Annotated in this window: 12 protein-coding genes; 6 read left to right on the top strand and 6 right to left on the bottom strand. The window is 61.3% G+C overall.

Going from position 1 to position 14156, the window contains the following annotated elements:
- Window positions 1-66: 66 nt before the first annotated feature.
- On the bottom strand, window positions 67-1623 hold the full coding sequence (locus ACYVI2_RS12655) for a fimbrial protein (RefSeq protein ID WP_460490317.1): 1557 nt from the start codon (window positions 1621-1623) through the stop codon (window positions 67-69).
- Between the two features lie 408 nt (window positions 1624-2031).
- On the opposite strand from ACYVI2_RS12655, the gene ACYVI2_RS12650 reads away from it, so the two are divergent.
- Entirely contained in the window at window positions 2032-2733 is a 702-nt protein-coding gene (locus ACYVI2_RS12650) for a response regulator (RefSeq protein WP_094819988.1), read from the top strand.
- Between the two features lie 15 nt (window positions 2734-2748).
- On the top strand, window positions 2749-4263 hold the full coding sequence (risK, locus tag ACYVI2_RS12645; protein ID WP_415822385.1) for a sensor histidine kinase RisK: 1515 nt from the start codon (window positions 2749-2751) through the stop codon (window positions 4261-4263).
- Window positions 4264-4877: 614 nt separating this feature from the next.
- Here risK and ACYVI2_RS12640 read toward each other — a convergent pair.
- Window positions 4878-5906: a cytochrome d ubiquinol oxidase subunit II gene (locus tag ACYVI2_RS12640; protein WP_415820150.1), complete on the bottom strand. Its 1029-nt coding sequence runs from the start codon at window positions 5904-5906 to the stop codon at window positions 4878-4880.
- Window positions 5903-7246 carry a cytochrome ubiquinol oxidase subunit I gene (locus ACYVI2_RS12635; protein WP_415820151.1) on the bottom strand — a complete coding sequence of 448 codons (1344 nt, stop codon included), beginning with the start codon at window positions 7244-7246 and terminating at the stop codon, window positions 5903-5905. The genes ACYVI2_RS12640 and ACYVI2_RS12635 overlap by 4 nt, the downstream gene beginning before the upstream one ends.
- A gap of 115 nt (window positions 7247-7361) precedes the next feature.
- Here ACYVI2_RS12635 and ACYVI2_RS12630 point away from each other — a divergent pair, with 115 nt between their 5' ends.
- The 4 genes from ACYVI2_RS12630 (at window position 7362) to minE (ending at window position 11301) form a co-directional block, all read left to right on the top strand.
- Complete coding sequence (locus ACYVI2_RS12630) at window positions 7362-9125, top strand: glutamine--tRNA ligase/YqeY domain fusion protein (RefSeq protein WP_415820152.1); 1764 nt, start codon at window positions 7362-7364, stop codon at window positions 9123-9125.
- 8 nt (window positions 9126-9133) lie between these two features.
- Window positions 9134-10093 (top strand): septum site-determining protein MinC, encoded by a 960-nt coding sequence (gene minC / locus ACYVI2_RS12625; RefSeq protein WP_415820153.1) that lies wholly within the window; start codon window positions 9134-9136, stop codon window positions 10091-10093.
- 125 nt (window positions 10094-10218) lie between these two features.
- A complete protein-coding gene (gene minD, locus ACYVI2_RS12620) occupies window positions 10219-11037 on the top strand; it encodes a septum site-determining protein MinD (protein ID WP_415805700.1) in 819 nt (272 codons plus the stop codon).
- Window positions 11038-11040: 3 nt separating this feature from the next.
- Window positions 11041-11301 (top strand): cell division topological specificity factor MinE, encoded by a 261-nt coding sequence (gene minE, locus ACYVI2_RS12615; protein ID WP_094819981.1) that lies wholly within the window; start codon window positions 11041-11043, stop codon window positions 11299-11301.
- A 166-nt stretch (window positions 11302-11467) separates the two neighbouring features.
- Here minE and ACYVI2_RS12610 read toward each other — a convergent pair whose 3' ends face one another.
- From ACYVI2_RS12610 to ettA, 3 genes are all read right to left on the bottom strand, one after another.
- A complete protein-coding gene (locus ACYVI2_RS12610; RefSeq protein ID WP_094820162.1) occupies window positions 11468-11689 on the bottom strand; it encodes a glycine zipper 2TM domain-containing protein in 222 nt (73 codons plus the stop codon).
- Window positions 11690-11870: 181 nt separating this feature from the next.
- Window positions 11871-12404, bottom strand: coding sequence for an isochorismatase family protein (locus ACYVI2_RS12605; RefSeq protein WP_415820154.1), 534 nt, complete (start codon window positions 12402-12404; stop codon window positions 11871-11873).
- A 24-nt stretch (window positions 12405-12428) separates the two neighbouring features.
- Window positions 12429-14102, bottom strand: a complete 1674-nt coding sequence (gene ettA, locus ACYVI2_RS12600; RefSeq protein ID WP_415820155.1) for an energy-dependent translational throttle protein EttA — start codon at window positions 14100-14102, stop codon at window positions 12429-12431.
- Between the last annotated feature and the right edge of the window lie 54 nt (window positions 14103-14156).

The following is a 14156-nucleotide window of genomic DNA, read 5'->3' as shown; positions in this document are numbered from 1 at the left end:
AAACGTCATGGCGGCGATTTTAAGCCTCATTGCACCGGCTGGGGTGCCAACCGCACAAATTGATCACTACCAAGGAATCCATCGGCCACGCATGAAGGCATCGACCGGCATGGTAATGCCAGCGCGCATCTCGTAATCGCCCGTCACCACGTCGCGATCAGCCCCGACCGCCAGCCGGACGCTGGGAGCGACCAACATGCTGTGTTCCAACCCGAAGCGCTGCTCAACTGCCACGCCGCTTTCCCGGGTACCGGTGTAACTCCCCGTCAACGTCCCCCACCCTCGCAAAGGCACGCCCGCCGCCAGGGTATTGCGCATGGTGGGTGCCCCCACCGCACCGCTGCGGTAATCCGACAAATCGCCAAACCCCACACCGATCTGTTCATTCGTCACGGCCAGGCTGACCGACTCGGCCAAATTGACGTTGTAACCAAAGCGATATCGCCACGCATTGACGTGATCGAAATTGCTTTGTGTGGCGCCCATCTGAAACGTACCGAGGCCACCGGCGGCATAAGTCGTGCCCAGCCCATGAGTAGACATGTCGGGAGCGCTCTGCATCTGGCTTTCCAGCGTCAGCTTGGGCGTCAGGCCGTATCGCAATGAACCGCTGCCAGCGGTCTCGCCATAATCAATCGCCCCCGCCGGGACCGTAGTATCGGTGTAGTTCAGCCTCCCCACCGCAGAGGAGTAGGCAAAGGTCCCCTCCGACACGGTCTGCGCCCCGCCGTTCCAACTGGAGGACACTTGCAGGCCACCTATGGGAACCGCGCTGCCCCAGATCGGGGCATTTGCCGTCAAATTGCCCATCGAGACAGTCGGTCCGACAGTATCGCGGTAGGTCCATTGTCCACCGCTATAGGAAAACCCTTGTTGTGACCCCACCGCCGAAAACCAGGGGCGCGTGGAGGGATGACCGGTCGTCACCACCACCACAGGATCTTGCAGCGCAGGATCCACCGTTTCCAGGCCGAAGGAATATTCCTGCTGAGGCACGGGGACAATATCAGGAAACAGATTGGCGCACTCGATGGGCAAGGCAGCGGCCTGATCTGCAGGCGTCTGGCTCAGCGCCGATGGGTCGCCGGGACTGTCCGGCGTCGGCGCGTTCACAGGATCAGCGTCCGCAGCGTCAGCGGCGGTTTCCGGCGCAGTAGGGGATGGGTTCTCGTGCAATGACGCATCTTTCAACCCCTCAGCCGGCTGCATCTGGCAAGGAGAGGGATCGAGAGGCAGCTCCTGAAACGGCACATTGGCGACCGGCGCGACGGGCAGGGATTGAGTGGGCGACAAAACCCGAATCCCCTCGCGCGCCGCTCGCTGGATCACGTCATAACTGCCCGACGATGAATCATCGAACTGCGCGACGAGCGATGACGCAGCGGCCTGGCTCGCGGGCGATGTTGCCGGGGCCAGCCCGATCGGCGCGGCCCCTGACTGCAACGACGTTCCTGCGACGGCCGGTACGCCCGCCATCGCCAGCACGCCTGCCACGGCAATACGGCTTCCCCAGCCCCGCTGCGCCACCATCCCTGATGCCGGCCATGCCTCGCCCCCCCGCCTGCGCCTGCGCACATGCGAGGCCCAAATACGAGACCACGCCAACACCTGCAAATGAAACATCACAAAAAATGCCCCCACGCTGCGCCTGCGGCTTGCTGCCCCCCAAGGGGGCGTTTTTGCCTTGGGACGGCCCGGCGGCAAAAATGCCCCCACGCTGCGCCTTCGGCTTGCTGCCCCCCAAGGGGGCGTTTTTGCCTTGGGTCGGCCCGGCGGCAAAAATGCCCCCACGCTGCGCCTTCGGCTTGCTGCCCCCCAAGGGGGCGTTTTTGCCTTGGGTCGGCCCGGCGGCAAAAAATGCCCCCACGCTGCGCCTTCGCCACGCTGCCCGATCCCATCGAGACATACAAAGATCAACCTACATTTTATTGAAATACCATGCCGCTTTCGTGACCCTCTCGACAGTCACGGTATATTTCAATCCGTTTCCTCCCTCTTGCTCCCGGCCCGTTCCACGGCCACTATGGCGACATGGATACACCACATACCAAGCTGCTGGTCGTCGACGACGACCCGGCCTTGCGGCAATTGCTCGCTGATTACCTGAATCGCCACGGATACGACACCCTGTTGGCGCCGGATGCCAGCGACCTGACCGCGCGCATTGCGCGCTACGCGCCCGACCTGCTGGTGCTGGACCGCATGCTGCCGGGTGGCGACGGCGCGGATGCCTGTCGCCGTCTGCGGGAACAAGGCGAAGACATTCCGGTCATCTTGCTGACCGCTCGCGACGAAGCCGTAGACCGCATCATCGGCCTGGAGGCCGGCGCCGACGATTATTTGGGCAAGCCCTTTGACCCGCGGGAACTGCTGGCCCGCATTGAAGCCGTATTACGACGCAAGCGCGGCCCTTCTGCGTTGACGAAAGACGCTGCAGTGACGTTTGGTCCTTTTACGTTCGACCCCACCATGCGCCAGTTGCTGCGCGACGGCGAGGCCGTGAAACTGACCGGCGGAGAAATCAACCTGCTGGAAGCCCTCGTTCGCAACGCAGGCAAACCCTTGTCGCGCGAGCGTCTGCTGGCGCTGGCGCGTGACGACGACGGCGGCGAACGCAACGATCGCGCTATCGACATTGCCATCCTGCGGTTACGGCGCGCCATCGAAGACGACCCCAAACAACCTCGCTGGATCCAGACCGTCTGGGGCATCGGTTATCGGTTTTCGCCTTAAGCGGCCCGCCTGCGCATGCGCCGCCTGACCCGATTCCTATTGCCGCGTTCGCTGCGTACGCGCCTGATCCTGCTCGTGCTCGGCGCGGTGCTGCTGGCCCAGGCGGCTACCCTGGCCACGGTGTCCTACTATCGCCAGAAATTTCTCGAAGACGTCGCCATCGGCTATATCGCCACGACCATTCGCACATTACGCGCGTCTCTGTCTCAGATTCCGGCCGAAGACCGTGCCGAATTCGTACGCAATGCCTCGCAGAACCAATGGCGGCTCTGGTCGCGCACATTGCCTGCCGAGGCCCAACTGCAGCGCCCACATCGCCGTTCTGCGCCATCGTCGCCACCGCCTCGTGCCAACAACGGCGACAACGACCTTCGTACACCAGGCGCCGCAGCAAACCCGGGCCGTCCTGCCATGCCTGGCGATGGCGGCAACCAGAGCCGTGACACAGAACGCCCGCGTCCCCCGCCCCCTGAGGACGACCTGAGACGCGACCTGCGTGGTCCCATTCGCGAACTCAACGACCGGCTCAACGATGGGACCCGCGTCGCGCTGTCACACGGCCCCGAGCCCGAGATTTACATATCCCTGGCCCGTAACGCCGACACCGAAGACGCCCCCCGGCTGCGCGAATGGCTGGTCATCCCGCTGGAGCGCCTGGACCCCTCTGTCTCGACTCCCACGATCGCCGTGTGGTTAGGCGGATTGGGCCTGGTCCTGCTGTTGGCAGCGGGATTCTCTTGGCACATTACCCGCCCACTGACCCGCCTGGCCGAAGCCGCCGATCATTTGGCGGCAGGACAACCCCAGCGCGTAGAGCCATCTGGCCCACGCGAAACCCGCGCACTCGGCGAACGTTTCAACGCCATGCTGGACGCCTTGGCCGAATCCGATTCGGTGAGGCGCACCCTGCTCTCTGGCTTGCCGCACGACCTGAAAGGCCCCTTATCGCGCATGTGGCTGCGCATCGAGATGGCCGATGACCCAGCCCTCAAAGAAGGCCTGCGCAAAGACCTGCAGGACATGCAGCACATGGTGGACCAATTCATCGGCTTTGTCCGCGGCACAGACCCCGCAGCCTATCGCTACGCCCCGCTATCCGTACCCGAATGGCTGGCCGATCGCGTTGGCGGCTGGACCAGCACCGGCACCGCCATCACGCTGGACGCCACGGAAGACGCCATGACCGTCCAAGGCGACGCCGTCGCGCTGGGGCGCCTGCTGGACAACCTCATCGGCAATGCCCTGCACCACGGCGAGCCGCCCATCGACATCACCCTGCGACGCGATGGCCAACTCGCCATCCTAGACGTCGCAGATCACGGCCCCGGCATTGCCCCAGAGCGCCGTACCGAAGCCTTACGTCCCTTTGCCCGACTGGACGATGCACGTACCCGCACTGGCAACGTCGGCCTGGGTTTGGCGCTGGCCGATGCCATTGCTCGGGCGCACGGTGGGAAGCTGACATTGTTAGAGGCCCAAAGCGGGGGGCTGTTGGTGCGTATCAGTTTGCCGTTGGCATTGACTGCCTAGGTTTTGAGGCTGCAGGTGTTTCTTGGCATGGACGGCTATGGGGCGTTTGCTGATCGTTGGTGTCTCTGGAAAGGCGTTCCTGTCGGGTGCCCAATGGCTATGCCGGCCCTATCGCAACGGCTCGGCGCAAAACCAGGCGCCGAGGTCCCCTTCGGGGACTACCCGTCGCTCAACGGGCCGGCATAGCCATTGGGCACCCGACAGGAACTCACAGCAGCAGCAGGCCAAAGATGCCAACCCCAAACCTCCGGTACACCACGCCCCAACGTTATTTTTGGCCGCGCCCGTAGGCGGCCAAAAATAACAACCCTGCAAAATCTTCTTCCTTGCCAAAGCCTGCCCCACGAAGCCTAAGCAAGGCACCCGTCCCAGCGATGCGGCGAGCTTGAGACATCGCGAGTCGAGCATGGGCAATCACGGCGTGGGGGCGCCTCGTGGTCAAGCGAGGGAAACCGAAGGAGCGCAGCGACGAGGTTGACGAAGCGGTGTCGGCCGCGCAGGCGGCCGACCGGCCACGCGAAGCCCCCACGCCGTGATTGCCCATGCTCGACGCCAGAAGAACTAATCACCGAACGTACGAGCCCAGACTCAACGACAACCACGGGCACCAACGGTCACCCCCGCCGTTCCTTCCCAAACACCGACCGATAAGCCCAAAGATTAAACACCAATACCACAGGCACCCCCACCACCGCAGCCGACAGCACCAGCCGCATGGACTCAATCGACGCCGTCCCATCCCACAACGTCATATCATCCAGAATCAGATAGGGAAACAAGCTATACCCCAACCCCGCCAGCATCAGCCAATACAGCACGATGCACAACACAAATGGCAGCCATTGATACGGCGACTCCTCCCGGGGCACACGAGCCAGCAACATCTCGGCGCAGGAGAAACACAGCAGCATGATCGCCCAGACCCCTGCAACCGTCGCAAATCCCCCGGGATTGCTCCACTTGTAGAAAATCCCGGCGTTAGCCAGCCCCAGCATCACCGAGGCCGCCACCATCCCCACAGCCGTCCAGCGAATGGCATGACGTCCCCAGCGGGCTGCACGGCGTTGTAAATCCCCGTCCACGCGCATGACGAGCCAGGCAGCGCCCAGCAGCACATAGGCAGCCACCACACACAAGCCCATCACCACAGAAAACCACCCGTAGCCCGCCTCCGTCTGATACCCCGTGGCGATACGTCCCAAGACCAGCCCCTGCCCGAATGCCGTCGCCAACGACCCCAGCCAGAACCCGAACACCCATCGTGATTTCAACTCGGCGCGAGCGCGAATCCGGAACTCAAACGAGACACTGCGCAACATCATGCCCATGGCCATCAGCGCCAATGGCCCATACAGTTTGCCAAAAATAACGCCCCACGCCAGCGGAAAAGCCGCGGCGAACAAGCCTATACCCAGCAGCGGCCAAAACTCGTTGGCATCGCGCCAGGGGCTCAGCAGCGCCATCATGCGTCCGCGCTCATCGACCGGCGCTACAGGCAACAACATGCCCACGCCAATATCAAAGCCATCGAGCACCACGCCGCCGATAATCAGCAAAAACAACAGCCCCATGAACACCAACGGAATCCAGAACGTCGGATCGTTGGCGTTGACGCCCAGGGAAGCGGCCAGTGCGGCGATCATTGAGACGGTCCTCCGGGTTTGCGTACCGGCACCACGCCGTAACGAGCCGCATGAAACAACATGCCGTTAAACGCTGCAATCAACACGATATACAACACGCCAAAGCCTGCTACCCCCAGCGCCAACGAGGTCGTGCTGGCAGTCCCCAGGACTTCGGTTTGTGTAATGGTGGCATTGACGACATAGGGCTGCATGCCCACCAATGAAAACACTCCGCCCCCCAACACCATCAGCCCGCCGCTGTACAACATGCCCACCATGCAACGCAGCCACCACGCCGGTAAAGGGGCTGGATCCAGTTTGCGCCGCAGTGTCAGTGCTGCGGTCGCCCACGATACGAGCAACATCAACACACCCAATACCAAGATCGCACGCAGCGTCCAGAACGTCAGCCCCACAGGCGGACGCATGCCGGAAAATTTATCCAGCCCGAGATAACGCCCCTGCTCATCACGCCCCAGCCAGCTGCCGCCCGCTTGTTCGAGCGTCCAGTCATAGCGATTGACCTCCGACCGACTGTCAGGCAGACCCGATACCGTCCAACTCGGCACAGTACCGCTTTTCCAATAGCCCGCTGCCGCGGCCGCCTTGGCCGGCTGGTGTTCCGCCATGACTCGACCTGCCCCATTCAGGACCGGGACCTGCAGCGTCGAAGCCACCACCGCCACGACCAATGCCGTCTTGAACGTACAGCGCTCTCCATCCTGCAAGGGACGGCGCAAAGCTTGCAACGCGGTAATGCCCAGCATCAAAAAAGCCGCCGCCAGCAGCGACCACAACGCCATCAGCCCGAGATTCCAGCCGAGAGAGGGATTGAATATCACCTCCTGCCAGTCCAGCACCCGGTAACGGGCGTCAATCAGCGTCGCGCCGGCGGGAGTCTGTACCCATGATTGCAGCACCAACACCCAAAACAGTGCGGCGCCCTGGCCCACAGCGACCATGAATACCGCAAAGGTATGCACCCAGTTCGAGACCCGGCGCTGGCCAAACAGCATGACGCCCAGAAAACAGGATTTCAGGACAAACACCGACAGCACGCCAAAGCCGATCAGCGGCGCGGCCACGTTACCAATTTTGTCCATCAGGCCGGGCCACAGACTGCCCAGCTGGATCAATACCGGCAACCCGGCCGCCAGAGCCAACACGAACGACAAGGCAAAAATGCGCACCCAGAATCGATAGGCGGCCGTCCATCCGGCCTGCCCGGTGCCGTGCGCGCGCAATTTGAAAAACAGCAGCAACCAGGCCAGCGCGAACGCCAATGCCATAAATAGCGCCAGAAAACTGAGGCTGGTAGTGAACTGGATCCGAGCCAGCAAGAGGGGAACAATATCCATGATGGCCGGTAGTGTAGAGCCTGTTTCCTGAACGCGGGAGATGGGCCGCGACGGCATCGGAGTGCGAACGTGGCAAAATTGATGCTTTGCTGCTGCATTCACCTATCCATTCAGCATGACCACCGCCCCGACTCCGACTGCCGCCACCAACTATCTGCGCAACATCATCGAAGATGACCTGCAGGCCAACCGCTACCAAGGTAAGCGCTGGTCCGGCACGCCTGGCCCAGCCTCGATACAGTCCCAGGGCGAGCCGGACACCGCGCGCATCCGCACCCGTTTTCCGCCGGAGCCCAATGGCTACCTGCACATTGGCCACGCCAAGAGCATCTGTGTCAATTTCGGGCTCGCCCGCGAATACGGTGGGGTCTGCCACCTGCGCTTTGACGACACCAACCCCGAAAAAGAAGACCAGGAATACGTCGACTCCATCATCGAAGCCGTAAATTGGCTGGGTTTCGACTGGAAGGCCGACGGTAACAACAACCTGTATTTCGCCAGCGACTATTTCGAATTCATGTACGAATTCGCCCAGGCGCTGGTGCAGGCCGGCCATGCCTACGTCGACGAGCAGACGCCCGAGCAGATCCGCCAGAACCGCGGCACCCTGACCGAGCCGGGGAAGGCCTCGCCGTGGCGGGATCGTCCGGCCGAGGAGTCGCTGACCCTGCTGGCCGACATGCGTGACGGCAAGTACCCCGACGGCAGTCTGGTGCTGCGGGCCAAGATCGACATGGCCTCGCCCAACATCAACCTGCGTGATCCGGTGATGTATCGCGTGCGGCATGCCACGCACCACCGCACCGGCAACAAGTGGTGTATTTACCCCATGTACAGCTGGGCTCATCCGGTCGAAGACGCCCTCGAAGGCATCACCCACAGTATCTGCACGCTGGAATTCGAAGACCAGCGTCCGTTCTACGACTGGATCCTGGCGCGCCTGGCCGAGCTCGGCAAATTGGCGCGCCCCCTGCCGCGCCAATACGAATTCGCCCGCCTGAACCTCAGCTACATCGTCACCAGCAAGCGCAAACTGTTGCAACTGGTGCGCGAGGGCTACGTCGACGGCTGGGACGACCCGCGCATGCCCACGATATTCGGCTTGCGCCGCCGCGGCTACACGCCGGCCTCCATCCGCCTGTTCTGCGATCGCACCGCCGTGTCCAAATCCGACTCGCGCATCGACTACAGCCTGCTGGAACAAGCCGTGCGCGACGACCTGGACCCCATCGCATCGCGCTCCGTGGCCGTGCTGGATCCGATCAAACTGGTCATCACCAACTACCCGGCTGGCCAAGAGGAACTCTGCTCGGCGCCTCGCAATCCCCACGACCCCGACGCCGGCAAACGCGAGTTTCCGTTCTCGCGCGAACTCTGGATCGAACGCGACGACTTCCGCGAGGAGGCTCCCAAAAAGTACTTCCGCCTGTATCCCGGCAACACCGTCCGCCTGAAATACGGCTACGTCGTGCGCTGCACCGGTTTCACCAAAGACGAATCTGGCCAGATCACCGAGGTCCAGGCCGAGTACCTGCCTGACACCAAGAGCGGCACGCCGGGCGCCGACAGCGTCAAAGTCAAGGGCAACATCACCTGGGTCAGCGCGGCGCATGCCATCCCGGCCAAGGTGCATCTGTATGACCGCCTGTTTGCCGATCCGCATCCCGATGGCGGTGACAAAGACTTCCTGGCTTGCCTGAACCCCAAATCGCGCGAAACCGTGACGGCCTGGCTGGAACCCGGCACCGTCGCCACGCCGGGTGCTACCTGGCAATTCGAACGGCTGGGTTATTTCACCGCGGACAGCAAGGACTCCACCCCCGAGGCCCCCGTACTCAATCGCATCGTGACGTTGCGCGACTCCTGGGCCACGGCCTGATTTTGACCATGACGACAGACTCCCTCGCCCTCGACTTCAAAAGCGCCACGCTGTATGCCATCCGCGTGGTGCTGCACAGCGCCGATTTGACGCGCTTGTCCGCCGCCCTGGATCAGCGCATGGCCGACGCCGGCAGTTTTTTTGAAAACGAACCGGTCGTCATCGACGCCAGCCGCGTGACAGACCCCATCGATTGGCCGGCCCTGCTCGCCGCGCTGCGCGGCCACAACCTGCCTCCCATCGGCGTGGTCGCCGAAGGCGATAATCTCAAGGCAGCCCAAGCCGCGGGCCTGGCGCCCGTCGAGCTGTCGACGCCCGTCGCGCGCCCCGCCGCCACGGTAGAGATGGCGCCGCCCAACCATGTCTCGACACCGGTGCCTGGCGTGCCCGCAGCCGCGTTAGCGACGGGATCTGCCGCGACGAACGAGGCCGAAGCCTCCGACAACGCGACCACGTCGACGGCTTCCGCTCAAGACGCCTCGGCGAACAAAGCCTCTGCGCCGGCCAAAACCGACAAGGGCTCGGCCAAGACTGGCAAAGCAGCGGCCTCCACGAGCAAGGATGCCCCCGGCAAAGTAGCGGTTTCGGCAACACCCGAGACGGCATCAGTTGAGCCAGCTCCGGCCGTTCCCACCACCGCGTTGGTCATCACCAAACCACTACGCTCAGGTCAACGCGTTTACGCACGGCATACCGATCTGGTCGTCATCGGCATGGTCAGCCAAGGTGCCGAAGTCATTGCCGATGGCAATGTGCACGTGTACGGCCCTTTGCGCGGCAAAGCGATGGCGGGCGCACGCGGCGATACCTCGGCGCGTATTTTCACCACGCAGCTTGACGCAGAATTGCTGGCAGTCGCAGGCGTGTATCGTGTCGTCGAGGCCAAACTCGACAGTGCCTTGCACAACCAACCTGCGCTCGTGCATCTCGACGGCGAAACACTGCGCGTCGACGCCCTGAAGAAATGAACCAAACATGGATCTCGTTATCGGATACACCATCCGATAACGAGGTCTACATCTTGTAAGAAGCCTTACATAGGCTTTTTGCTTTACGATAACGCGATTTATTCGAACATAAGGGTTAAACAGTCATGACACGAATTGTTGTGGTGACTTCCGGAAAGGGTGGAGTCGGCAAGACCACCACGAGCGCCAGCTTTTCCTCCGGTCTGGCCATGCGCGGCCACAAAACCGCCGTGATCGACTTTGACGTCGGCCTGCGCAACCTGGATCTCATCATGGGCTGCGAACGCCGCGTCGTGTATGACTTCGTCAACGTCATCCAGGGCGAAGCCACGCTCAAGCAGGCCTTGATCAAAGACAAACAGTTGGAAAACCTGTTTGTCCTGCCCGCCTCGCAAACACGCGACAAGGATGCGCTGACCCAAGAAGGCGTCGGCAAAGTCATCGAAGAACTCAAGGAAATGGGTTTCGACTACATTGTGTGCGACTCGCCGGCCGGGATTGAAGCAGGCGCATTGATGGCGGCCTATTTCGCCGATGATGCGCTGGTCGTCACCAATCCCGAAGTCTCTTCGGTGCGCGATTCCGATCGTATTCTGGGGATTTTGGCCTCCAAATCACGTCGTGCCATCGAGGCCGACGAAGATCCCGTCAAGGAATACCTCCTATTGACACGCTACAACCCCAAGCGTGTCAATGACGGCGAAATGCTGTCCTTGAGCGATATCGAAGACATCCTGCGCATCAAGCTCATCGGTGTCATTCCCGAGTCCGAAGCCGTACTGCAGGCATCCAACCAGGGCCTGCCCGCCATCCACTTGCGCGACAGCGACGTTTCCGAAGCCTACAAGGACGTCGTCGCACGTTATCTCGGCGAAGAAAAACCACTGCGCTTCACGGACTACAACAAACCCAGCTTGCTCAAGCGCCTATTCGGAGGGAAGTAAGCAATGTCTTTCCTGTCGTTTCTGCTTGGGCAGAAAAAAACTTCGGCGGTAGTCGCCAAGGAACGCCTGCAGATCATCCTGGCACACGAACGCACGGGCCGTGGCGCATCGCCCGACTACTTGCCGCAACTGCAGCAAGAGTTGGTCGCCGTCATCTCCAAGTACGTGAACATCAACCCTGATGACATCAGGGTGCACCTGGAACGCCAGGACACCCTGGAAGTGCTGGAAGTCAAAATCGAAATGCCGCAAAAAGAAGCCTGATCGCGGCATCTTGGCTGTCATATGACAAAGGGCCCCGACGTATAGTCGGGGCCCTTTGTCATATCAAACCCTGGAATACCAGCTAAGCGCAAATCAAACGCTATCCCTGTGATCATTCCTTGTGCAGTACGAAGCCATGCACATGGCTTCGCGCTGCAGTCTGGCGTTATTTGCCGACCTGATCACCGATGATACCGCCCAACGCAGCGCCACCGATCGTGCCCAAGATACCACCGTTGGTAATCACGGCACCGGCCACACCGCCCACGGCTGCGCCGCCCACCGTGCTCTTTTGACGACGGCTCATGCTGTCCCATGACGAACAGCCCGCCACAGAAACTGCCAGCAAAATAGCCATACCCACTTTCGAGATAGTTCCGATTTTCATCATGATTTGAGACTCCTGTTCTTGCCGGCGAGCCGCCCCACGGCGAAAACACCCCCGCACTCTTATGAACCGTCAGGATCTCAAAAAGTGCCCCGCCAGGCTGTGAGGGATACCGATAAATTGTATCCATGGGTAGGTAATAACCCTGATCGCCCCACGCGACCGTAGCCTGTTGTCGGGATTATTTCACGAGCTGTAACACGTCACGAAAGCGAGGATGGTCGCAAGTCTCCATCCATTCGAACAAGGCCATCTCGGCAGTAATGACCGTCGCGCCCGACGCCCGGATACGCCGCAGGCCAGCATAGTGGTCCGCAGGACGGCGAGAGCCGGCCGCATCGGTGACAAAAACCGCGTGATAATTCAGTTCAAGCAGCCCCACAATCGTTTGCAGCACGCAAACGTGAGCCTCCCAGCCAGCCACCAGAATCGTGCGCCGGGCCGGGGGCAGCCAGGCTTCGAAGCCTGGTTCTCGCACGGCAGAAAAATGCCGTTTTTGAAACACTGACTGCACCGACTCGCATAACGGCGCGATGGTCTTGCCCAACGCCGCACTGCTGTGCTGAGTCGCGACGACAGGCACGTCCAGCAAGCGAGCCCCCTGGGCCAGCTTGTGAGCCACCGCTGCAGACTCCATTGCCTGGGAAATCGCGGGCTGCAGGCGTTCCTGCATATCCACGATCAACAATGTCGAATCAGCGGCGTTGAGCAACATGGCTAGCAGGACCTATGTCAAAGATTATTTCAAAGCCTTGTAGCGCAAACGGCGCGGCTTGGCGCCCTCTTCGCCCAGACGGCGTTTTTTGTCGGCCTCATATTCCTGGTAGTTGCCATCAAAGAACACCACCTGCGAATCGCCCTCGAATGCCAGGATATGCGTCGCGATACGATCCAGGAACCAGCGATCGTGGCTGATGACCATCACGCTGCCCGGGAACTCGAGCAAGGCGTCCTCGAGCGCACGCAAGGTTTCCACATCGAGATCGTTCGACGGTTCGTCCAGCAGCAGCACGTTGCCGCCCGCGACCAGCGTCTTGGCCAGATGCAAACGGCCGCGCTCGCCGCCCGACAATTGCCCGACAACCTTGTTCTGGTCGGCGCCCTTGAAGTTGAAGCGGCCCAGATAAGCCCGCGACGACATTTCAAATTTGCCCACAGTCAACAGATCTGCCCCGTCTGCCACAGCGTCGAAGACCGACTTGCCGTCTTGCAACGAGTCACGCGACTGATCGACAAAGGCCAATTGCACGGTTTGACCCAGCACCACGCTGCCCGAGTCCGGCTGCTCGCGGCCGGCAATCATGCGGAACAACGTAGATTTACCCGCGCCGTTGGCACCGATGATGCCCACGATCGCGCCGGGAGGCACCTTGAAGCTGAGGTTGTCGATCAGCAGACGGTCGCCATAGGCTTTGCTGACGTTATTGAATTCGATGACCTCGTTACCCAAACGCTCGCCCACGGGAATAAAGATTTCCTGGGTTTCATTGCGCTTTTGGTACTCGTACGAAGACAGCTCCTCGAACCGCGCCAGACGGGCTTTGGCCTTGGCCTGACGGCCCTTCGGGTTCTGGCGCACCCATTCGAGTTCTTTCTTGATGGTCTTTTGGCGAGCCGATTCCGAGGCTTCTTCTTGTTTCAGGCGAGCGTCTTTTTGCTCGAGCCAGGAACTGTAGTTGCCTTTCCACGGGATACCATGACCCCGGTCGAGTTCCAGAATCCACTCGGCCGCATTGTCCAGGAAGTAGCGATCGTGGGTCACACCCACCACCGTGCCCGGGAATTTATGCAGGAATTGCTCCAGCCACTCGACGCTTTCCGCATCCAGGTGGTTGGTCGGCTCGTCCAGCAGCAGCATGTCAGGCTTGGACAGCAGCAGGCGGCACAAGGCCACGCGACGTTTTTCACCGCCCGACAAATTACCTACAGTCGCATCCCAGGGCGGCAAACGCAACGCATCGGCCGCGATTTCCATCTGGTGCTCGATATCGTCCGCGCCGCTCGATGCGGCCGCGGCAATCACCGCCTCGAGCTCGGCCTGCTCGGCCGCCAAGGCATCGAAATCGGCATCGGGCTCGGCGTAGGCCGCATAGACCTCATCCAGCCGTTTTTTGGCGTTCACCACCGCGCCCAGGCCTTCTTCGACGGCCTCGCGCACCGTGTGCTCGGGATTCAACTGAGGTTCCTGCGGAAGATAGCCGATATTCAACCCCGGCATGGGTACGGCGTCGCCTTCGATTTCCTTGTCCACGCCGGCCATGATCTTGAGCAAAGTGGATTTGCCCGAACCGTTCAGGCCCAGCACGCCGATCTTGGCGCCGGGGAAAAACGAAAGAGAAATATCACGCAAAATCTGTCGCTTTGGCGGCACGATCTTGCCAACGCGATTCATGGTGTAGACGTATTGGGCCATGGACTCTTATGCAAAAAAAGACGAATCAGAGGGAAGCCATGATTGTAGGCCGGA

It is taken from the genome of Bordetella tumbae, from assembly GCF_054780995.1.
Note: the sequence above shows the minus strand (reverse complement) of the source record. Positions and strands in the feature narration are given on the sequence as shown.

Bases quoted from the DNA above. Each gene is read 5' to 3' on its own strand.
- ACYVI2_RS12655 (WP_460490317.1), bottom strand. From the start codon at position 1,623: ATGTTTCATTTGCAGGTGTTGGCGTGGTCTCGTATTTGGGCCTCGCAT.
- ACYVI2_RS12650 (WP_094819988.1), top strand. From the start codon at position 2,032: ATGGATACACCACATACCAAGCTGCTGGTCGTCGACGACGACCCGGCC.
- risK (WP_415822385.1), top strand. From the start codon at position 2,749: ATGCGCCGCCTGACCCGATTCCTATTGCCGCGTTCGCTGCGTACGCGC.
- ACYVI2_RS12640 (WP_415820150.1), bottom strand. From the start codon at position 5,906: ATGATCGCCGCACTGGCCGCTTCCCTGGGCGTCAACGCCAACGATCCG.
- ACYVI2_RS12635 (WP_415820151.1), bottom strand. From the start codon at position 7,246: ATGGATATTGTTCCCCTCTTGCTGGCTCGGATCCAGTTCACTACCAGC.
- ACYVI2_RS12630 (WP_415820152.1), top strand. From the start codon at position 7,362: ATGACCACCGCCCCGACTCCGACTGCCGCCACCAACTATCTGCGCAAC.
- minC (WP_415820153.1), top strand. From the start codon at position 9,134: ATGACGACAGACTCCCTCGCCCTCGACTTCAAAAGCGCCACGCTGTAT.
- minD (WP_415805700.1), top strand. From the start codon at position 10,219: ATGACACGAATTGTTGTGGTGACTTCCGGAAAGGGTGGAGTCGGCAAG.
- minE (WP_094819981.1), top strand. From the start codon at position 11,041: ATGTCTTTCCTGTCGTTTCTGCTTGGGCAGAAAAAAACTTCGGCGGTA.
- ACYVI2_RS12610 (WP_094820162.1), bottom strand. From the start codon at position 11,689: ATGAAAATCGGAACTATCTCGAAAGTGGGTATGGCTATTTTGCTGGCA.
- ACYVI2_RS12605 (WP_415820154.1), bottom strand. From the start codon at position 12,404: ATGTTGCTCAACGCCGCTGATTCGACATTGTTGATCGTGGATATGCAG.
- ettA (WP_415820155.1), bottom strand. From the start codon at position 14,102: ATGGCCCAATACGTCTACACCATGAATCGCGTTGGCAAGATCGTGCCG.